We start from the raw sequence: 20,700 nt of genomic DNA on the forward strand, positions 1-20,700 counted from the left end.
ACGATACCGCCCGCGCCGTGGGTCTTAACGCGTCCGTGCATTCAGGCTGGGGAAAGACGCCCGGGACCGGCTCCGCGGGGGGGGGGCCCCCCCCCCCCCCCCCCCCCCCCCCCCCCCCCCCCCCGGGGGGGGGGCCCCCCGCGCGGGAGCCGCGTCGTCCTGTTCGGCACGGGGTCGTGCTGCTGCCGGTGGCCGCGCGGTGGGGCTGGTGCTCATCCGACGCACCCCGGCGGCGTGCGATCGCGAGTGCGGCGCTAGCTGATCTGGCATGTTCAGAATATGAACGAACCGGGCTCATTGTGCGGCGAGGCGGGCTGCTCGTCAAGGGTCGATGCGGGCGAATTCCGCGGGACTTCGGTTGGGGAGGCCGAATCGAGTTCGGGTGGGGTGCTTGACGGCGACGGAGGTCACTGCCACTCTGGATTGAACGTAACGGTCACTATGTGAACGCATCTCCCCGGTGTCGAGTCCCGGCGGAAGGACGGCGATCGCAGCCGGACCGACGAACCATCCCGTGCCGAGGAGAACCGATGTCCGAGCTCGCCGAAGCCCGCACCGCACTCGCCCGCGGCGGCATGGTCCTCGTCGTCGACGACGAGGACCGCGAGGACGAAGGCGATCTGATCATGGCCGCCGAGCACGCGACCACCGACGACGTCGCCTTCTTCCTGGAGCACACCTCCGGATTCCTGTGCGTCGCCGTCGACGAGGAGCGGTCCCGCGACCTCGGCCTCGACCTGATGGTCACCGCCAACACCGAGAGCCACGGCACCGCGTTCCTCGTCAGCGTCGACCTCAAGCACGGGACCGGCACCGGCATCAGCGCGGGGGACCGCGCCGCCACCATCCGCGCCCTCGCCGATCCGCGGACCGCGCCGCAGGACCTCGCCCGCCCCGGGCACGTGCTGCCGCTGCGGGCCAAGGCGGGCGGCGTGCGGGAACGCGCCGGGCACACCGAAGCCGGCGTGGAGCTGTGCCGCCTGGCCGGGGCGAGCGGCGCCGCGCTGCTCTGCGAGATCGTGACCCCCGACCGGCGCGACATGATGCGCCGCCCCGCGCTCGACGACTTCGCGGCGCGGCACGGCATCCCGATGGTGACGATCGCCCAGCTCGTCGAGCACGCGCGCACCTCAGGTCCGGCGATCGCGCGGACCGGGCGGGCCGAGCTCCCCACCGAGCTCGGCACCTTCCAGGCCACCACCTACCGCGGTGCGGGCGACGTCGAGCACCTCGCGCTGACGATGGGCGACCCGTTCGACGCGGGAGCGCCGCTGGTGCGGCTGCACAGCGAATGCCTCACCGGCGACCTCGCCGGATCGCTGCGCTGCGACTGCGGCAGCCAGTTCCGGATGGCGATGAGCGCCATCGCCGAGGAGGGCCGCGGCGCGCTGATCTACCTGCGCGGCCACGAAGGACGCGGCATCGGGCTCGGGCGCAAGCTGCGGGCCTACGAGCTCCAGCAGCACCGCGGGCTGGACACCGTCGAAGCGAACGTGGAGCTCGGGCTGCCCGTCGACGGCCGCGACCACGCCGACGCCGCGCGCATCCTGCACGACCTCGGCGCGGGCTCGGTGCGGCTGATGACGAACAACCCCGACAAGGTCCGGGCCCTCGCCGACCACGGCATCACCGTCGCCGAGCGGATTCCCCTCGAAGCATCGGAGAACCCGCACAACGCCGGCTACCTCGCCACCAAGCGCGCCCGCATGGGACACCTGCTGCACGCCTGATCCCGCTCCCGGCGGGCCCGCGGGAGCGGAACCTCGGGCGGTCGCCGGTGATCTCCCCGGCACACGGGGGAATTCGGCACGAAGTCCGCGGGCGAACCCGCGCGCACGTTCGGAGGAACACGGTGAAGATCGCGGAAATCCACGTCCACCAGCACGGACTTCCGGTCCGCGGCGGTGCCTACAAGATGGGCCACTCCGAAGTCCGGTTCCTGACCAGCACGCTGGTCCGGCTGGTCGCCGACAACGGGCTGGTCGGCTGGGGCGAGACCTGCCCCGTCGGGCCGCTGTACGCCGAGGCCCACGCGGCCGGTGCGGTCGCGGCGCTCCGCGAGATGGCATCGGGACTGCTCGGCGCCGACGTGCTGCCGGTCCCGCTGCACCGGCGGATGGACGGGCTGCTGCACGGGCACCGCTACGCGAAGGCGGCCGTCGACATCGCCGCGCACGACCTGCTCGGCAAGCACCTCGGCGTCAGCGTGTCCGACCTGCTCGGCGGCGCGCTCGTCGATCGGGTGCCGTCCTACGCCGCGCTCGGCGTCGGGCCGCCGGACGACACCGCCCGCCTCGCCGCGGAGAAGCGCGCCGAAGGCTACCCGCGGTTGCAGGTCAAGATCGGGGGCAGGCCGGTCGACGAGGACGTGGCCGCCGTCCGCAAGGTCGGGGAGGTGCTGCGCGGAACCGGCGTGCGGCTCGCCGTCGACGGCAACCGCAGCCTCGGCACCCGGGACGCGCTGCGGCTGAGCCGGGAGTGCGCGGACGTCCCGTTCGTGCTGGAACAGCCCTGCGACACCCTCGACGAACTCCGCACGATCCGCCCGCTGCTCGCCCACCCGCTGTACGTGGACGAGAGCAGCACCGGGCTGGACGTGGTGGTCGGCGCCGCGGGAACCGGCCTGGTCGACGGTTTCGGCGTGAAGATCACCCGGGTCGGCGGGCTGCACCCGATGCGCGCGGTGCGCGACGTCTGCGCGGCGCGGAACCTCCCGCACACCTGCGACGACTCGTGGGGCGGCGACATCATCGCCGCCGCCTGCGCCCACGTCGGCGCGACCACCCGCCCGGAACTGCTGGACGGCGTGTGGATCGCCGCCGACGGCATCGACGGGCACTACGACGACGAGCACGGCGTCCGGATCGACGCGGGCCACATCGCGGTGCCGCAAGGCCCCGGGCTCGGCGTCGAACCCGCGGACGGCCGCTTCGGCGACCCGGTCGCCTCCTGCTGAAGGACCGGTCCACGCGCAACCGGCCGCCCGGGGAGGCGAGCCGGGGAACGAACGCACGCAACAGGAAGGGTTCCGGAATGTCGCCGCAACTGAGTGGAGTTCTCACCGCCCTGCCGACCCCGTTCACCTCCGGCGGCGAAGTCGACGTGGCCGCGCTGGGCCGCGTGGTCGACCGCAGCATCGACGGCGGGGTCGACGGCCTCGTCGCCTGCGGCTCCACCGGCGAGTTCGCCGCGCTCGACGAGGACGAGCGCCGCCTGGTGGTGGAGACCGTCGTCGAGCGGGCCGCCGGGCGGGTGCCCGTCGTCGCCCAGACCGGCGCCGTCAGCACCGAGCAGGCCATCCGGCTCTCGCAGCACGCCCAGCGGTGCGGGGCCTCCGTCGTGATGCTGGTGACCCCGTACTACGAACCGCTCACCGAAGCGGAGACCGAGCAGTACCTGCGCACCGTCGCCGCCTCCGTCGACATCCCCGTGATGCTCTACAACCTGCCCGCGATCACCGGCGTCGACCTGTCCCCGGAGGTCGTCGGACGGCTGGCCCGCGAGGTCGACAACATCCGCTACATCAAGGACACCAACGCTGACATGTCCCGGCTGCGGCAGTTCGTCCACCACCACGGGGACGTGATCACCACCTTCGGCGGCTGGGACACGCTGATCCTCGCCGCGCTCACCGAGGGCGCCGCCGGTGTGGTGGCGGGCAGCGCGAACCTCGTGCCCGCCGAACTCGTCTCCGTGCACCGCGCGCTGCGGGCGGGGGAGCTCGACCGCGCCCGCGCCGAATGGGCGCGGCTGCACCCGCTGATGGACTCGCTGATGACGGTGCCGTTCATCCCCGCCGTGAAGGCCGTGCTGAACGCGGCGGGCCTGCGGGTCGGCAGCCCGCGCAGCCCGCTGCTGGACCTGCCGCCGGACACCGCGCGGCGCGTCACCGCGCAGGCCGCTGCGGCGCGCGGCGAGACCCCGGCCGGCGGCGGCGCACCGGCCGGAGGTGGCGCACCGGAGCCCGCGGCGGTCCGCCGGTCCACCGACGCGCGCCCGCTCGCCGCGGCGGCCGAACTGCCCCCGGCGCGCCACTTCATCGCGGGCGGCTACGCGGATTCCACCTCGACGCGACTGCTCGACGTCATCGATCCCTGCACCGAACAGGTCCTCTGCCACACCCCGGACGGCACCACCGAGGACGTGGACCGGGCCGTCGCCGAAGCCGTCGCGGCGCGCGGATCCTGGGCGCGGCGGGTTCCGAAGGATCGTTCCGACGTGCTGCACGCCATCGCCGGCCGGGTCGAGGCCAACGGCGATCTGCTGGCACGGCTGGAATCCGCGAACACGGGCAAACCGCTCGCGGTCGCCCACGACGACATCGCGGGCACCGTCGACACGTTCCGGTTCATGGCGGGAGCGGTGCGCTCCACCACCTCGATGTCGGCGGGGGAGTACCTCGACGACCACCTGTCGCTGGTGCTGCGCGAACCGGTCGGCGTGGTGGGCGTGGTGACGCCGTGGAACTACCCGCTGATGATGGCGGCCTGGAAGGTCGCGCCGATCCTGGCCGCGGGCAACACCTGCGTGCTCAAGCCCTCCGAGATCACACCCGTGACGACGGTGAAGTTCGCCGAACTGGTGGCGGACCTGCTACCGCCCGGGGTGCTCAACATCGTCACCGGTCGCGGCGACGTGGTCGGCGCGCGGCTCTCGTCGCACCCGGACGTGGACCTGGTGGCGCTGACCGGATCGGTGCCCAGCGGCCGCGCCGTGGCCCGCGCCGCCGCCGAGGACCTCAAGCGGGTGCACCTGGAACTCGGCGGCAAGGCGCCGGTGGTGGTGTTCGAGGACGCCGACCTGGCCGCCGTCGCGGAAACGCTGCGCACCGCGTCGTTCTGGAACTCCGGGCAGGAATGCGGTGCCGCGTGCCGCGTGCTGGTGCACGAATCGGTGGCGGCGGAGCTCGCCGAGCACCTCGTGCGCGAGGCCGCGACGCTCGTCACCGGTGAGCCGGCGGTGGACGGTGCGGAACTGGGCCCGCTGGTGTCCAAGGCGCACTTCGACCGGGTGCGCGGCTACCTGGAGCGCGCGCAGCGGGACGGGGCGCGCGCCGCGCTCGGCGGTGCGGCGCTGGACGGGCCGGGCTACTTCGTGCCGCCGACCGTGCTCGTCGACGTGCCCGAAGGTGCCGAGATCGCCCGGGAAGAGGTCTTCGGTCCCGTCGTCACGGTCGAGACGTTCCGCGACGAGGACGAGGCGATCCGGCGCGCCAACGACGTGCCCTACGGGCTGGCCGCGTCGGTGTGGACGGAGAACGCGCGGCGCTCGCACGACGTTCCCGCGCGCCTGGACGCGGGCACGGTCTGGGTGAACTCGCACCTGGCGTTGGCCAACGAGGTTCCGTGGGGCGGGTTCAAGGGATCCGGGTACGGCCGCGACCTGTCGCTCTACGCGCTGGAGGACTACTCCCGCACCAAGCACGTCATGCACAACCACGCTCGCTGACCGCCCGCCCGGCTCCGCCGATGCGAGGTCGGGCGGTGAAACCTCGGCGTTCTCCTCGCCGCGGGACCGGACGCGCCGGTGGCTCCGCCACGGCCCGGAACGCCGTCCGAACGGGAGAACGCCGCGGCGCCGCGGGCGGGGCCGGTCGGGTCGCCGGTGCGGAGGGGAAGAAATCGCTCTGCTGGGGAGGAATCGGGCACCATCGTACTCGCCGGTGGGGGAATTCCCGCACCCGTCCCGGAAATCTGCCGTGCGCGGTACCGCCACCTGGTTCAATGGCCGACGGCCGGGGCGTGGCGGATGGTCGGCGCGGCGTGCTTCGCGGCAGGAATGTGCGCGCGCCGCAACGGTTTTCGTACTTCACCTGCACCCGCGAGGAAAGCATCGTCGGCTGCCGCGGCGATTTCCCCGGGGTTCTCCCTCCGATGTGCACCGTCGACCGCCGAAAGGGTTGACTACCCCGCGCGACTCTGCCAAGTTTTCGGTCGCTGCGTTCGAAATCTGAACACAGGTGGAGGTGTTGTCCTTCGAGGACGGCTCGCCGCCGCGGCCGTCCCACCGACGCTCGCGATCGCGCTTCCGAGCCGTGCCACGTCGAATCACGCCGACCGCCGGAGAGGGACAACGTTGTCCGAACCCAGGAGTGGCCGCCCGTCCTCGGGCGCGCGCAGGATCCGCGAAGAGGACTGCATCGTCGTCGACAGACCCGCGCTCATCCGCGCGCAGCTCGGCGCCGGCGTGGGCAACTTCATCGAGTGGTACGACATCGGGGTCTACGGCTACCTCGCCGTCACCCTGACCCAGGTGTTCACCGCGGGCATGGACGAACGGCTCGGGCTGCTGGTGACGCTGCTCGGGTTCGCCGTGTCGTTCCTGGTGCGACCGCTCGGCGGGATGATCCTCGGGCCGCTCGGGGACCGGATCGGCCGCCGCAAGGTCATGTTCTTCACCATCGCGCTGATGGCGGTGGCCACCACGCTGATCGGCCTGCTGCCGGGCACGGAGCAGATCGGCGCCTGGGCCGTGGTGCTGCTCTACCTGCTGCGCATCGCGCAAGGCTTCTCCACCGGTGGCGAGTACTCCGGTGCGCTGACCTACGTCGCGGAGTTCTCCCCGGACCGGACCCGCGGCTTCTGGACCTCGCTGCTCAACAGCGGTTCGCAGCTCGGCTTCGCCGCGGGCGCCGGCGTGGTCGCCGCGACATCCGGCATCACCACCCACTTCTGGGGCCAGGACGCCATGGTCAACGGGGGCTGGCGGATCCCGTTCCTGCTGGCGTTCGTCCTCGGCGCCGTCGCGCTGCTGCTGCGCAGCCGCATCGAGGAGTCGCCCAGCTTCGAGGCCGCCCAGGCGAAGACGGCGGAGCAGGCGGCCAACCCGCTGTTCACGCGGCACAAGCTGCCCGGGGTGTTCAAGTTCTACTGGCCGCAGGTCGTGGTCGGCCTCGCGCTGATCGGCGCGGACGGCGCGTCCTCGTACACGCTGACCAGCTACATGCCCACCTACCTCGAAGTCGAGGTCGGCATCGCCACCACGCACACGGCGATCGCCACCGTCGCCATCCTGCTGCTGCAAGCCGTGCTGCTGCCGGTGTTCGGGCGGATGTCGGACAAGCTGGGGCGGCGGCCGGTGTATGTGATGGCGGCCGTCGGGAACCTCGTGCTGCTGCTGCCCGCCTTCGCGCTGATGCGGGTCGGGGAGCCGTGGGCGTTGTACGTCGCGCTGGGGCTCGTGATGATCCCGTCGACGCTGTTCCTGTGCATGAACGCGGCCGTGATGGCCGAGCTGTACCCGACAGCGTCGCGGTACTGCGCCGTCGGGTTCACCCAGAACACGGCGACCTCGCTGTTCGGCGGCACCGTGCCGCTGGTCTCGCAGCTGCTGGTGGAGCTGACCGGCAACACCTACGCGCCCGCGTTCTACGTGATGTTCTTCTCCGCCATCGCGCTCGTCGCGGTGCTGTTCATGCGGGAGTCCGCGGCGCGCCCGCTGCTGGGCTCGGTCCCGGTCGTGGCCAGCGGCGCGGAGGCCCGCGAACTGGTCGAGGGCCAGGACGAGAACGAGCGCCTGGACACCTCGACGATGCTCCTGGCGCCCCTGCCGCCCGTCGAAGAGCGCACCTGAGCCGTGCCCGTTCCGCCGCCGCCGATCCGCGGCGGCGGGCCGGCGCGGCCCGGGCGTGCCGACGAGCCGGGGAGCCCTGACCGCCCGGGCGCCTGGTCGGCCGGGCATCGTGACGGGCCCGGGCGCGCTGATTGACCGCGGCCGCCGCCGGGTAGGCGAGGGGGCGTCGTCCCCGGCGCGCGGAGGTGGTCGTGTGAAGGCGTTGACCTGGCAAGGACCCCGGCAGGTCGAGGTGCGGGACGTTCCCGACCCGCGGCTGGAGGAGCCGACCGACGCGGTCGTGCGCATCACCAGCACCGCGATCTGCGGCTCGGACCTGCACCTCTACGAAGTGCTCACCCCGTTCATGACCCCCGGCGACGTCCTCGGCCACGAGCCGATGGGCGTCGTGGAGGAGGTCGGCTCGGCGGTGGACCACATCCGGCCCGGAGACCGGGTGGTGGTGCCGTTCAACATCTCCTGCGGGCACTGCTGGATGTGCTCGCGCGGCTGGTACGCGCAGTGCGAGACCACCCAGGTCCGCGACCAGGGCACCGGTGCGCCGCTGTTCGGCTACAGCGAGCTCTACGGCAGCGTTCCCGGCGGGCAGGCCGAGCTGATGCGGGTGCCGCAGGCGCAGTTCGGCCCGATCAAGGTGCCCGAGGGGCCGCCGGACGTGCAGTTCCTGTACCTCTCGGACGTGCTGCCGACCGCGTGGCAGGCCGTCGAGTACGCCGACGTCCCGCCGGAGGGCAGCGTCGCGGTGTTCGGGCTCGGCCCGATCGGCCAGCTGTGCTGCCGCATCGCCGCGCACCGCGGGTTCCGCCCGATCGGCGTCGACCTGGTCCCGGAACGGCTGGACATGGCGCGGCGCCGCGGGATCGAGACCATCGACGCGTCCGAAGTGGACTCCCCGGCGGACCGCATCCGGGAGCTGACCGACGGGCGCGGCACCGACTCGGTGATCGACGCCGTCGGGATGGAGGCGCACGGCTCCCCGGTCGGGGAACTCGCGCAGAAGATCGCCAGTGCGCTGCCGAGCGGGATCGGCGGGCCGATGATGGAGAAGGCCGGGGTGGACCGCCTCGCCGTCCTGCACCAGTGCATGGACGCGGTGCGCCGCGCGGGCACGATCTCGCTCAGCGGCGTCTACGGCGGCATGGCCGATCCGGTGCCGATGCTGACGCTGTTCGACAAGGGCGTGGCGGTGAAGATGGGGCAGGCGCACGTGAAGCGGTGGATCGACGACCTGATGCCGCTGGTCGGCGACGAGACCGATCCGCTCGGCGTGCACGACCTGGCGACCCACGACCTGCCGCTGGAGGACGCCCCGCACGCCTACGAGCTGTTCCAGAAGAAGCAGGACGACGCGATCAAGATCGTGCTGGAACCGTAGCCGCGGATCAGCCGAGCAGCGGCAGCAGGTGCTCCCGCGCCAGCCGCTGGGCGCGGTCCCGCTCGCCCGCCCGGATGGCGTCGGTGATCGCCGCGTGCTGGTCGACGAAGCTCGCGAACTCGGCGGGCGGCGTGGTGTCCCGGACGGACCGTTCCGCACCGTCGCGGATCGCGCGGTAGAAGTGGGTCAGGATCGGGTTGCGCGCCGCGTCGACGACGGCCCGGTGGAAGCGGGTGGACAGCTCGGTCAGGGCTTCCGCGTCGGCCCGCGCCAGCGCGTCCCGCGATTCGCCGAGGATGCCGTCCAGCCGCGCCAGGTCGTGCTCGTCGGCGCGCGTCGCGGCCAGCGCGGTCGCCTCGCCTTCGATGGCCAGCCGCACCTCCAGCACGGTGGCGAGGTCCTCGCCGCCGAGGAAGCGGCGCAGCACGGCGTCGAGCTCGGTGGTGGCGCGGACGAACGTGCCGCTGCCCTGCACGGTCTCCAGCACCCCGACGTGGACGAGCGCCTGCACCGCCTGGCGGAGGGTGATCCGGCTGACGCCGTGCTCGGCCGCGAGCTCGACCTCCTTCGGGATGCGCGATCCCACCGGCCACCGGCCGTCGGCGATGTTGTGCTGCAGGTTGCCGATCAACCGGCTCACCAGGGCGGACCTCTTGGGCGGCTCGCCGTCCGCGGTCATCGCGCGCACCTCCAGGTCCGGGCCGTCGACCCCCGGCGTTCGCCGAGATGGGGTTGCCCTTTAGCGTAGCGCGCTGAAAGGGTTGCCCTTTTCTCGTCTGGAGGAGCTGTGGTCGAAACGACGTCCTTGTTCCGGCGCGGTGCCGTGGTGGGCTGCCTGTTCGCCATGACGGCGATCGGCGCGCTGACCGCCGCGCACGGGCCGGCGATCCCCGCTTTCCGGGCCGAGCAGGGGATCGACGGGGCCACCGCCGCCGGCGGGCTCGCCGCGCAGTCGATCGGCGCCGTCGCGGGCATCCTGCTCAGCCAGGCCTTGTTGCGGCGCAGGGGGAACACCGCCGCGGTCGGCGCCTCGGCGCTGCTGGTGGCCGTCGGATCGGTCGCGATCGCGCTGGCCCCGTCGTGGCCGCTGATCCTCGCGAGCGCCGCCGTCGCCGGGCTCGGGCTCGGCGGGTGCGACGTGCTGATCACCCAGCTGCTGATCGTGGGCGCGGGCAGCCGCGGACCGGCGCTGGTCAACGTCGCGCACGCCTGCTTCGGCCTCGGCACGGCCCTGGCGCCCGCGGCGATCGCCGCGATCGGCGCGGAGCACTACCGGGTCGTGTTCGCGGGCATCGGCTCGCTCGCGCTCGTCGGGCTCGCCACCGTCCGCGGGATCTCGGCGGCACCGACCCCGCTGGAGCTGACCGCGCGGACCGCGGGCGACGCGGCACCGCGGCGGCGGCTGGCGGGGACGGCGATCGTGCTGGGGTTCCTCGTGCTCTACGTGACCCACTTCGGCGTCCAGTCCGGCATCGGCAGCTGGGAGCCGACCGTCCTCGCCGAGCAGGGGTACGGCGCCGCGGCGGCGTCGCTGGCGACCTCCGGGTTCTGGCTCGCCATGGTCGGTGGGCGCTTCACCGCCGCGTCGCTGAGCCGCCGGGTCCCGCTGCCGGCGCTGGTCGTGGCGAGCTGCGCGGGGATGGTGGCCGCGGCGGCGGTCGCCCTGCACGGACCGGCCACGGCCTGGGCCTACCTGCTCGCCGGGTTCTGCATCGGCCCGATCTTCCCGAACGGCCTGACCTGGCTGGCGGCGTCCGGGCACGCGCACGGCGGCAGGTTCGCCGCGGTGATCGCGGCCTCGATGATCGGCATGGCGCTCGCCCCGACCGGGCTCGGAGCCGTGATCGGCCGGTGGGGCACGCAGGCCGTGGCGCCGTCCGTCCTCGCCATCGCCGCGCTCGCGCTGCTGGCCGGCGGGTTCGTCACCGTCCTGACCCGCGCGGGCGCCCGACCCGAGGACGGCGGTAGCGCGGGCGGACGCGGTGGTGCGGTGCCGCGGAGCACCACCTCGGCCTGAACACCCGTCCGCGCGGGGCGGGACGTGCTGCCGCGCGAGGACCCCGAGCACCCGCCCGCACCGGGGCGCAAAAGTCGCAAAGAACGTTGAGCGCGGTGGTGGGCGGACCTAGCTTCGCGGTGGTCGTCCCGCACGAGGACCGGCCGGGAAGGAGCAGTGCCGATGCGTTCGCACCACCCCGCCCGTCAGTCGACGTCCACCCGCGCCGCCGCGGGAGGCACCGTCGTCGCCGCTCACGAATCCAGCTGCGCGGCCGGGCTGGACGTGCTGGAGCAGGGCGGCAACGCCGTCGACGCCGCGGTGGCGGCCGCTCTCGTCGCGGGGGTCGTCGAACCGACCGAGACGACCCTCGGCGGCTGCGGATTCCTGCTGCACCAGCCACCGTCCGGCGACGCCTGGTCGGTGGAGTTCGGGCCGAAGGCGCCGCTGCGCGCGCCCAGCACCTTGTTCGAGCTCGACCCGGACGCGGCGGCCGCGCCCGTCCTCGGCCTGGCACCGGTGGCGGGCAACGCGAACTTCGACGGCCCGCTCGCGTCCGGGGTGCCGCGGACCCTGCTGGGCCTGCTGGTGGCGCAGCAGCGGTTCGGCGTGCTGAGCAGGGACGCCGTGTGCGCACCCGCGGTGCGGGCGGCGCACGAGGGGTTCCCCGCCGACACCTGGTTCATCGGCGGCGCGCTGGCCGACGTGGACCGGCTCCGCGCGGACGAGCAGGCTCGCCGCACCTTCCTCGACGACCGGCTGCTCCCGATCGGTGCCCGGACGGCCACCGCCTACGGCGTCACCTTCGGCCCCCGGCCGCGGGTCACCCAGCCGGTGCTGGGGGAGTTGCTGGAGCGGGTCGCGGCGCTCGGCCCGGCCGCGCTCGTCGACGGCGAGGTCGCCCGGCAGCTCGTGGACACCTCCGCCGAACGAGGCGGGCTGCTCTCCGCCGCGGACCTGCGGGACGCGGCCCCGGAGATCCGGCGGCCGCTGGTGCTGCGCTACCGCGACGTGGACGTGGCCGTCCCCACCGCGCCCGGCGGCGGGTGGACCGAGCTGCAGGCGTTGGCGATCTGGCAGGCGCTGCACCCCGATCCGGCCCCGCCCACCGCGGGGCCCGAGCGGCTGCGGGAACTGGCGCTGGTGCTGCGGCACGCCTTCGCCGACCGCTACCACTGGTTCGGCGACCCGCGGGTCGTCCCGGTGCCGCTCGGCGGAACGCTCGACCCGGGCTACGTCGCCGACCTCGCCGAGCGGGTCCGCCGCGGCGAGGACGTCCCGGGATGGCGCGACGGGGCGCCGTGGCTCACCTTCGCGTCCCGCGCCGCGCACGACCCGTGGCCGTTCGACCCGGGCAGCGGCGACGCCCCGATCTGGCGGCCCGGCGGCGGCACCACCCCGGGGAGCGGGACCACGCACATCTCCGCCGTGGACGCGGCGGGCGGTGCCGTCGCGATCACGCACACGGCGGCGAACCACTTCGGCAGCGGCGTGCTGTGCCCGCGGACCGGGCTGCTGTTCGACTCGGCGATGGCCTGGTTCAACGCGGCTCCCGGCGCGGCCAACAGCATCAGCCCCGGCGCCCGGCCGCTGGCGAACATGGGGCCCGCGCTGATCAGCAGGGGCGGCGAGGCGGTGGCGGCGCTCGGCGCGTCCGGCGGACGCCGGATCATCAGCGCCGTCGTGCAGCTCGTCCTCGGCCTGGTCGACGGCGGGCTGGCACCGGCCGAGGCGCTCGCCGCGCCCCGCATCGAAGCCAGCGGGCGGGAACTGCTCGTCGACGAAGCCCTCACCGGCCTCGGTGCCGACCTCGCCGCGTTCGACCCGGTCCCGGTGCCCGCGTCCAACGAGCCGTTCGCGATGGACTTCGCCCGCCCGAACATCGCCGGGTTCGACGCGGCGGGCCTGCCCGCGTCGGCGATCGCCACCCTCCACCACAACGACTGAGCGCGGGACGGAACATGGACATCGAAGTGGAGCGCCCCACCGCGCCCGTCTCGGGGGTGAAGGCGTTCTTCGTCGCGGGGCTGGGGACCGCGCTGGAGTACTACGACTTCCTCATCTACGGGCTCGCCGCGGGCCTCGTGTTCAACCACGTCTTCTTCCCCGCGCAGGACCCGCTGCTGGGCACCCTGTACGCCTTCGCCGCGTTCGGCACCGGGTTCTTCGCCCGCCCGCTCGGCGGCGTGGTGATCGGCCACTTCGGGGACCGCGTCGGCAGGCGGAAGATGCTGGTGCTGACGCTGGTCACGATGGGGCTCGCCACCCTCGGCGTCGGTCTGCTGCCGACCTACGAGCAGGTGGGCCCGCTGGCCCCCGCGCTGCTCGTCGCGCTCCGGCTCGTGCAGGGCTTCGCGGCCGGCGGCGAGTGGGGCGGGGCCGCGCTGTTCGGGATGGAGAACGCCCCGGCGAACCGGCGCGGGCTGTGGGGCAGCTTCACCAGCACCGGCATCGGCCTCGGCACGCTGCTCGGCACGGGGGTGTTCGCGCTCGTCAGCATCGGGTTCGACGGGGACCTGACCGGCTTCGCGTGGCGGATCCCGTTCCTGCTCGGGGGCACGCTGCTGCTCATCGGGCTGATCGCCCGGCTCGGCATGCCCGCGGAGGGCGGCGACGACGAACCGGCGGAGGTGCCGCTGGTCGAAGCGGTGCGGCACCGGCCGCGGGCGGTGCTGCTCGGGCTCGGGGTGAGCTACGGGTACAACACGATCGCCTACATCGGCTTCACGTTCTTCCTGTCCTACCTGACCGGGCTCGGCTACGGGGCCACCGAATCGCTGCTCGGCCAGCTCGCCTACAGCGCGGTGCTGTTCGGTTCCGCGCCGGCGTTCGCGCTGCTGTCCGACCGCATCGGGCGGCGGCCGACGATGGTGCTCGGCGGGGTGTCGACGAGCCTGTTCCTGTTCGCGTACTTCCCGATGGTGGGCGCGCTGGACGTGGTGCTCGCGGTGGTCGCGTTCGCGGTGACCGGGTTGCTCACCGGCATCACGCAGGGGCCGATCCCCGCGTTCCTCGGCGAGCAGTTCCCGGCGCGGATGCGCTACAGCGGGATGTCGGTGTCCTACCAGCTCGGCGCGGCGCTCGGCGGCGGGACCGCGTCGTTCATCGCGACCGGGCTGCTGGTGCTCACCGGCCACGACCCGATGTCGGTGGCGGTCTACGGTTCGTTCGCCATGCTGGTCCTCGTCGCCTGCTCGCTCGGGCTGGACGAGACCGCGTTCCGGACCGCGGAGCGGATCGACGAAGGATAGGGGGAGCGGATGAGCACCGGCGGACCCACCCTGTCCGAAGTGGCCCGGCGCGCCGGGGTGTCGGTGTCCACCGCGTCCCAGGTCTACACGGGACGGCGGCCGGTCGCGAAGGCCACCCGGCGGAAGGTGCTGGAGGCCGCCGCGGAGCTCGGTTTCCGGCCGGGGCACGGGGTTCCGGCCGTCGGCATCGTCATCCGGCCTTCCGAGGCGGTGACCGGTTTCGCGTTCGGCACCGCCACCTTCTCCAACCTGGCGGGCGCCGTCGCGGTGTCCTGCTTGAACCGCGGCTGGTCGGTGTTCACCGCGCGCGGCGCCGCCGACGTGCTCGGGCAGGTGCCGCGGCTCGACGGGTGCGTGGTGCTGTACCCGGACGCGCGGGACGAGGCGCTGCGAGCGCTGACCCGGCGCGGCGTCCCCACCGTGTCCCTCGATCCGGACCCGGGTGCCGGGACGTTCCGCTGGTGGCTGGGTGCGGACTACCGGTTGGCGGTGGGGCGGCTCCTGGAACACCTCGTCGCGGGCGGGGCGCGCAGCACCGCGGTCCTGGTCGGGCAGACGGACAACGCCTACCGCCGGTCGCTGCTGTGGACGTACTCGGCGGCGGTCACCCGGCGCGGACAGGCCCCGGTCCAGCGGGTCGCCGACAACTCCGAGGGTCCGCTGTCGGCGACCGCGATCACGGCGGACCTGCTCGCCCGCCCGGACCCGCCGGACGCGATCGTCACCTCGTCGAGCGTGTTCGCCGCCGGAGCGCTCGCCGCTGCGCAGGACCTCGGCGTCGACGTCCCGGGCCGGCTCATGATCGCCACCGCCACCGACGGGCCGGTGGCGGAACTGTCCACGCCCTCGATCACCGGGCTGCGCATCGACGTGACGGCCGCGGCGAACCGGCTCGTCGACCTGCTCGCCGAGCGGATGACCACCGATGCCGACCTCCCGAGCCCCGACCGGCTGCCCCTCGACCTCATCGTGCGCGACTCGACGCGGCGGTGACGCTTCACCAGTGCGGGAGATCCTTGCCGATCGCGTCGCGCTGGTCCTCCACCCAGGAGGCGGCGACGAGGCCTTCGGCGAACAGCTGCACCGCGACGTGGTCGGCCGTCCGCCGATCCGGCAGCGAATCCGCGAACACCCGCCCGGCACCGCCGTCCTCGCGCGCGTACAACACCCTGAACATGCCTGCTCCTGATCGTCCGGTTCACCGCTGGAGGTCGTGGCCGCGCCGTTCGTCCGCACCCGGGCCCTGCTGCGGCGCGTCCACGGCCTCGGCAGGGGAGCGCGGGGTCCGGCCTCCGAAGAGCAGTACCGCGAGGGCTGCGGCGGCCAGGGCCGCGGACAGGCCCGCGAAGCCGGTGGCGAAGGTGGCGGCGCCCGCGGCGACGCCGAGCAGCAGCGAACCGAGCCCCGTCCCCGAGTCGAAGCCGATGTTCCACGCCACCGACGTCGTGTGCCGGTTCGCCGTCCCGGCCCGGTCGAACGCCTGCACCAGGGTGATGCTCTGCAACCCGCCGTAGGCGACGCCGAGCAGCAGCATCCCGGCGAGCAGGGTGGTGGTGCCGGGGGCGGGCCCGACGGCCAGCGTGATCAGCAGCAGCCCGACGGACCCGCTCACCGCCAGCGCGAAGTTGATCGGGCGCGGCGGGAACCGGTCCACGAGCATCCCGCAGCCCCAGCGCGCGACCGCGGCGGTCGCGGTGGTGGCGAGCAGGGCGGCGGTGGCCAGCGCGGGCGTCGGGGTGAACTGCGGGGCGAAGGTGAGCACGGCACCGCCGCTGGAGGTGACCAGCAGCAGCAGGACCAGCGGGAGCGCGATGCGCCGCAGCACCGCGGTCGCGGGCTCGTCGCGCTCACCGGACCGGGCGGGTTCGTCGACGCGCGCCGCGACCGCACGCCCCAGCCCGCGCGTCCACGGCAGCGCCAGCACGGGCAGCGCACCGCAGGCGAGGACCGCGGGCAGGCCGATCGCGCTGACCAGCCAGGGAGCGGCCGGCGTGAGCAGCACCTGCGGAACGGCGATCGCCAGCCCGTACAACCCGATCGCCGCACCCTGCTTCCCGCGCGGGGCCAGCACGGCCACGGCCGTGGACCCGCAGACGGTGAGGATGCCGAACCCGAGCCCGCGCAGCGCGGTGGTGCCCAGCACCGCGGGCAGCTGATCGCTCAACGCCTGCAGCGGGGCGGGCAGCCCGAGCAGCAGCGCACCGAGGGCGAGCGTCCACGTCCAGCCGATCCGCCGCAGCACCGCCCGGACGCAGAGCTGGGAGAGCACCGTCGCCGCCATCAGCACCGCGGTGACCAGCCCGGATCCGAACTCGTCCGCCCCGCCGCGCAGCGCCCACACCGGCGACACCGGCACCAGCAGGGCGAACCCGGCGAAGCAGCAGAACACCACCAGCAGCAGGTGCGGCATGGCGGGATCGCTCAGGACGGAACGTTCGGCGCGTGACGACATGAAACTTCGCTGGTCCTCGGAATCGGCGACGACCTCCGGGCGGAGACCGTCCCCGCATTGCACCACGCGAGGCGGACCCGGGACTCCACCGTGAGATGTTCATCCCCGCGGCAGCGGAACCCCGGCTCGCCGTGCCCACGGTGCGAGGCGGGTGAGGGCGTCGGGGTGGAGTTCGACGCCGTCGCGGAGCTGGTCGGCGCGGGAGGCCAGCGCCCGCTCACCGGGCAGGCGCGGTGGCCTGCCGTCGCGGCCCGGGTCGGCGCGGACGGTGCTGACGAGGTGGTCGACCTCGTCGAGGAACTCGGTGCTGCCCGCGAACTTGGCGGGGTCGATGACCTGCAGGAACACGCCCTGCCCGAACCGGTTCGGGCGGGATCGCCTGCCGTAGCCGGTCAGGGCCAGCGACAACGCCTCCGACATGAGCCCGAACCCGAAGCCCTTGTAACCGAACTCGGCCTGGCCCAGTGACTGGATGGTGCCCCTCGGCTCGCCGGTGAGCACCGCCGGATCATCGGTCGGCACGCCCGCCGCGTCGAGCAACCACTCGCCGGGCAACCGTTCCCCGCGGGCCGCGTAGTCGTCGAACAGGGCGTTGCTGCCGACCGAGGTGCACTGGTCGATCAGCACCGGCGCGCCGCGGGTGGGGATGCCCATCGCGATCGGATTGGTGGTGATCACGGGGTTGGTGCCGCCGGGAGCGGCGACCGAGGCGACTCCGGGGTTGGTGGCGGTGAGCTGCACCAGCAGCCCGCGTTCGGTGAACGGCAGCAGGTAGCTCTGCAGGCAGCCGATGTGCGAGCAGTCCGCGATGGTGATCGTCGAGGTGGCGCGCTCGCGGACGTCGTCGAGCAGCAGCGCGGTCGCCTCGCCCAGCACCCACGCCCCGGGCAGCCGGTGCGCGCGCCAGGCCGCCGCGCCCGGTTCCCGGTGCACCACCTCGATCTCCCCGGAGGTGCGGATGTGCCCGCCGCTGATCCGCTCCAGGTAGTTGCTGAGGAACCACAGGCCGTGCGTCCGGTGCCCGAGCAGGTCGGCGTCGAGCAGCCGCTCGGTCATCGCGGCGGCCTGCGCCGCGTCCGCCCCGACGTGCCGCAGCAGCGCCGTGGTGAACTCGGTCAGGTCGGCGTGCGGGTAGCGCATGGTGCTGCCTCCCGATCTCGGTGCGGTGGCGGAGGTGTCAGCCCGCGACGATGGCGACGGCGTCGGCGAGCCCGTGGTAGCAGGCGAACAGCGTGAAGCACAGCAGGACGGCGAGGATCGCGTTCTCCCACCAGCGGTTCCGGCGATCGCCCATCATGCTGCTGCGGTTGAGGATCACCAGCAGTGCGACGACGGTGAGCACCAGCATCGGCGCCTGGAACGACACCAGCGCCACGGTGAGCGCGGTGAACCCGGGCGCCCACGGCAGCGACCACACCACCGCGCTCAGCCCGACCAGCACGAACCCGCGGTACAGCCGACCCCGTCCGTCCACAGTGGAATCGAAGTCGCCGCGGGCGGCGAGCCGGGACGCGCGGAAGGACTGCACGGCCAGCTTGCTGATGCTGAACAGCACCCCGGCCGAGGTCGTCCAGGTCGCGGCCAGCAGCCCGAAGTAGAAGATGTACGTGCCGATCGACCCGATGGCCCCGCCCAGCGCGCCCGCGATGTCCCGATCGGTCTCGGCGGGTGGGCCGCCGTGCAGCACCTCGGCACCGACGATCCACATGCACAGCCCCAGGAACGCGACCGCGACCGTGCCGAACAGCAGGTCCAGCTGCTGCTTGCGGCGGTGCCCCGGGGTGGTCCAGCCCTTCTCCTCCATCACCTGCGGGTAGATCAGGTTCGCCAGCGAACCGACGCTGGACATCACCAGGCTCAGCAGCAGCAGACCCGAGTTGAACACGCCGAAGTCCGGCGGTAACCGGAACCCGACCAGCCCGCCGGCCAGCGCGGACCAGTCGACGCCGACGAGCGCCACCGCGACGACGAACGAGGCGCCCAGCGCCGCCAGCAGCACCTTGAACACGCCTTCCAGCAGCGAGTACGCGCCGCGGCCGACGAGCACCGCGACGGTGACCGCACCCAGCGCCGCGCCCCAGAACCGGTCGACCGCGCCACCGGTCAGCGCGGTCAGCGCGGTGCCGACACCGCTGAGCATGAACGCCATGCTGATGTAGCAGTAGAACAGCAGCGCCGCGCCGAACACCCACCCGAGCAGCGGACTCAGCCGCACCAGGCCGCGGATGATGCTGGTGTCGCCGTGCGCGTTGAACAGCGGGTACCGCGCGATGGTGGAGACGAGGAAGAACCGGAACACCAGCGACAGCGGCACCACCCACAGCAGGGCGTAGCCGTAGTTGCCGCCCGCGGTCGCGTTCTCCACGAGGTCACCGGCGCCGACCCAGGTGAGGGCGACGACCAGGCCGGGCCCGACGGTCCGGACCAGGTCGAGCCACCGGCGGCTGGGCGACGTCGGTGCGAGCACCGCCGGTTCGGTCGGGTCGGACATGGGACCTCCACGGGACGTCGTCGTCTTCCTGAGGTGTGCTCTCCGCCGCACGGTGGTGATTCCGGTGTCGGATGGCGGAATCTCGTCGAAGCGAGGGGAGTTCCGCCGGGAACAGCCGCGACGCGTTTCGAGTGGCGGAATTGCCGGAACGAGTGACCGAGATTCCGCGCCGCGCGGCGGCGCTCTCAGACCGCGGTGGGCTCCGCGGTGCGGCGGCGGGCGGTGGACTTCAGCAGGGCGCACGCGCCGAGCGCGACGACGCAGGTCGCGGCCACCACGTACAGGCCGCCGGAGACGCTGCCGGTGCGCTCCTGGACTTGGCCCATCAGGGTCGGCGCCACGAACCCGCCCAGGTTGCCGATCGAGTTGATCAGCGCGAGGCCCGGCGCGGTGAGCGCACCCACCAGGTACTGCTGCGGGATGACGAAGAAGGAGGACGCGGCGACCTTGAACCCGACGGTGGCCACGATCAGCATCACCACCGCGAGCAGCGGGTGCGCGAATCCGGCCACGGCGAGCCCGACGGCGGCGAGCACGAACCCGGAACCGAGTACGGTGCGCCGCGCCCCGGTGCGGTCGGAGATCCGGCCGGCCACCAGGATCGCGACGAACGCGGCCGCGAACGGCAGCACCGCGACGAGCCCGATGGTGATCTCGCCGAGCCCGCCGATGCGGCGCACGAAGCTCGGCAGCCAGAAGGTGACCGAGTACTGCGCCAGCTGCGCGGCGAAGTACACCAGGCAGAACAGCAGCATCTGCGGGTCGCGCAGCATGGTCCACCGGGACGGTTCCGGCGCGCCGCCGGACTTGACGCGCTCCTCCTCGGCGAGCCGCTCGATCAGCGCGGTCTTCTCCGCGTCGCTGAGCCACGCCGCGTCGGCGGGCTTCGCCTCCAGGAACCGCCAGGCGACGAGTCCGATGAGGACGGCCGCGAGCCCTTCGATGAGGAACAACCACTGCCAGCCGTGCAAGCCGCCGATGTCGTCCATGCTCAGCAGCGCCCCGGACAGCGGACCGGCGATCACGGCGGCGATGGTGGAGGCGGAGTACAGCGCGGCGTTGGCCCGGCCGCGCACGGCGTTCGGGAACCACTGGGTGAAGTAGTAGAGGACACCGGCGAAGAACCCGGCTTCGGCGGCGCCGAGCAGCAACCGGAGCGCGTAGAAGATCCACTCGTTGTGCGCGAACATCATCGCGGCCGAGACCAGGCCCCAGCTGACCATGATGCGGGTCAGCCAGAGCTTCGCGCCGAACCGCTCCAGCAGGATGTTGCTGGGCACCTCGAACACGGCGTAGGTGAGGAAGAACAGGCCCGCGCCGAGGCCGAACGCCGCGGCGCCGATGCCGGAGTCCGCTTCGAGCGCGTCCTTCGCGAACCCGATGTTGACCCGGTCGATGTAGTTCGCGACGAACATGATCATCACGAGCGGGACGAGCCTGCGGAACGCCTTGCGCAGCGCTCCGTCCAGGACCGGCGTCGCCGGTTCCTGCTCGCTGGCGTGCGGGGAGGAGTGCATCGTTGCACCTGCCTTCGTACGGGGGAGGAGGGGCGCGCGGTCGCGC

At 73.3% G+C, this 20,700-nt stretch carries 15 protein-coding genes; 9 read left to right on the plus strand and 6 right to left on the minus strand.

Translation table 11 applies throughout. From position 1 onward, the window contains the following. Positions 1-530 precede the first annotated feature (530 nt). The 5 genes from ribA (at position 531) to LCD31_RS05105 (ending at position 8,947) form a co-directional block, all read left to right on the plus strand. Positions 531-1,730: a GTP cyclohydrolase II gene (gene ribA / locus LCD31_RS05085; protein ID WP_224956277.1), complete on the plus strand. Its 1,200-nt coding sequence runs from the start codon at positions 531-533 to the stop codon at positions 1,728-1,730. Positions 1,731-1,852: 122 nt separating this feature from the next. Continuing rightward, positions 1,853-2,956 (plus strand): mandelate racemase/muconate lactonizing enzyme family protein, encoded by a 1,104-nt coding sequence (locus tag LCD31_RS05090; RefSeq protein ID WP_224956278.1) that lies wholly within the window; start codon positions 1,853-1,855, stop codon positions 2,954-2,956. Between the two features lie 77 nt (positions 2,957-3,033). Further along, entirely contained in the window at positions 3,034-5,448 is a 2,415-nt protein-coding gene (gene dapA, locus LCD31_RS05095; protein WP_224956279.1) for a 4-hydroxy-tetrahydrodipicolinate synthase, read from the plus strand. Between the two features lie 627 nt (positions 5,449-6,075). Next, positions 6,076-7,572: an MFS transporter gene (locus LCD31_RS05100; RefSeq protein ID WP_224956280.1), complete on the plus strand. Its 1,497-nt coding sequence runs from the start codon at positions 6,076-6,078 to the stop codon at positions 7,570-7,572. A gap of 193 nt (positions 7,573-7,765) precedes the next feature. Beyond that, on the plus strand, positions 7,766-8,947 hold the full coding sequence (locus tag LCD31_RS05105; RefSeq protein ID WP_224956281.1) for a zinc-dependent alcohol dehydrogenase: 1,182 nt from the start codon (positions 7,766-7,768) through the stop codon (positions 8,945-8,947). A gap of 7 nt (positions 8,948-8,954) precedes the next feature. On the opposite strand, the gene LCD31_RS05110 is transcribed toward LCD31_RS05105, so the two are convergent. Beyond that, complete coding sequence (locus LCD31_RS05110; protein ID WP_224956282.1) at positions 8,955-9,626, minus strand: FadR/GntR family transcriptional regulator; 672 nt, start codon at positions 9,624-9,626, stop codon at positions 8,955-8,957. A gap of 108 nt (positions 9,627-9,734) precedes the next feature. Here LCD31_RS05110 and LCD31_RS05115 point away from each other — a divergent pair, with 108 nt between their 5' ends. The 4 genes from LCD31_RS05115 (at position 9,735) to LCD31_RS05130 (ending at position 15,187) form a co-directional block, all read left to right on the plus strand. After that, entirely contained in the window at positions 9,735-10,964 is a 1,230-nt protein-coding gene (locus tag LCD31_RS05115; RefSeq protein WP_224956283.1) for a sugar MFS transporter, read from the plus strand. A 162-nt stretch (positions 10,965-11,126) separates the two neighbouring features. Then, positions 11,127-12,890, plus strand: a complete 1,764-nt coding sequence (locus LCD31_RS05120) for a gamma-glutamyltransferase (protein WP_224956284.1) — start codon at positions 11,127-11,129, stop codon at positions 12,888-12,890. Between the two features lie 14 nt (positions 12,891-12,904). Beyond that, a complete protein-coding gene (locus LCD31_RS05125; RefSeq protein ID WP_224956285.1) occupies positions 12,905-14,194 on the plus strand; it encodes an MFS transporter in 1,290 nt (429 codons plus the stop codon). A gap of 9 nt (positions 14,195-14,203) precedes the next feature. After that, on the plus strand, positions 14,204-15,187 hold the full coding sequence (locus tag LCD31_RS05130; RefSeq protein WP_224956286.1) for a LacI family DNA-binding transcriptional regulator: 984 nt from the start codon (positions 14,204-14,206) through the stop codon (positions 15,185-15,187). Positions 15,188-15,191: 4 nt separating this feature from the next. Here LCD31_RS05130 and LCD31_RS05135 read toward each other — a convergent pair whose 3' ends face one another. The 5 genes from LCD31_RS05135 to LCD31_RS05155 form a co-directional block, all read right to left on the minus strand. Next, on the minus strand, positions 15,192-15,371 hold the full coding sequence (locus LCD31_RS05135) for a hypothetical protein (protein ID WP_224956287.1): 180 nt from the start codon (positions 15,369-15,371) through the stop codon (positions 15,192-15,194). Positions 15,372-15,392: 21 nt separating this feature from the next. Further along, the gene (locus tag LCD31_RS05140; protein WP_224956288.1) at positions 15,393-16,646 is read right to left on the minus strand and encodes an MFS transporter; all 1,254 of its coding nucleotides are present in this window, start codon (positions 16,644-16,646) and stop codon (positions 15,393-15,395) included. A gap of 99 nt (positions 16,647-16,745) precedes the next feature. Next, positions 16,746-17,786 (minus strand): Ldh family oxidoreductase, encoded by a 1,041-nt coding sequence (locus LCD31_RS05145; protein ID WP_224956289.1) that lies wholly within the window; start codon positions 17,784-17,786, stop codon positions 16,746-16,748. Between the two features lie 37 nt (positions 17,787-17,823). Then, positions 17,824-19,137: an Nramp family divalent metal transporter gene (locus LCD31_RS05150; protein WP_224956291.1), complete on the minus strand. Its 1,314-nt coding sequence runs from the start codon at positions 19,135-19,137 to the stop codon at positions 17,824-17,826. Between the two features lie 185 nt (positions 19,138-19,322). After that, positions 19,323-20,654 (minus strand): MFS transporter, encoded by a 1,332-nt coding sequence (locus LCD31_RS05155; protein ID WP_224956293.1) that lies wholly within the window; start codon positions 20,652-20,654, stop codon positions 19,323-19,325. Positions 20,655-20,700 lie beyond the last annotated feature (46 nt).

It is taken from the genome of Saccharopolyspora sp. 6M, from assembly GCF_020176775.1.
GTDB lineage: Bacteria > Actinomycetota > Actinomycetes > Mycobacteriales > Pseudonocardiaceae > Saccharopolyspora_C > Saccharopolyspora_C gregorii.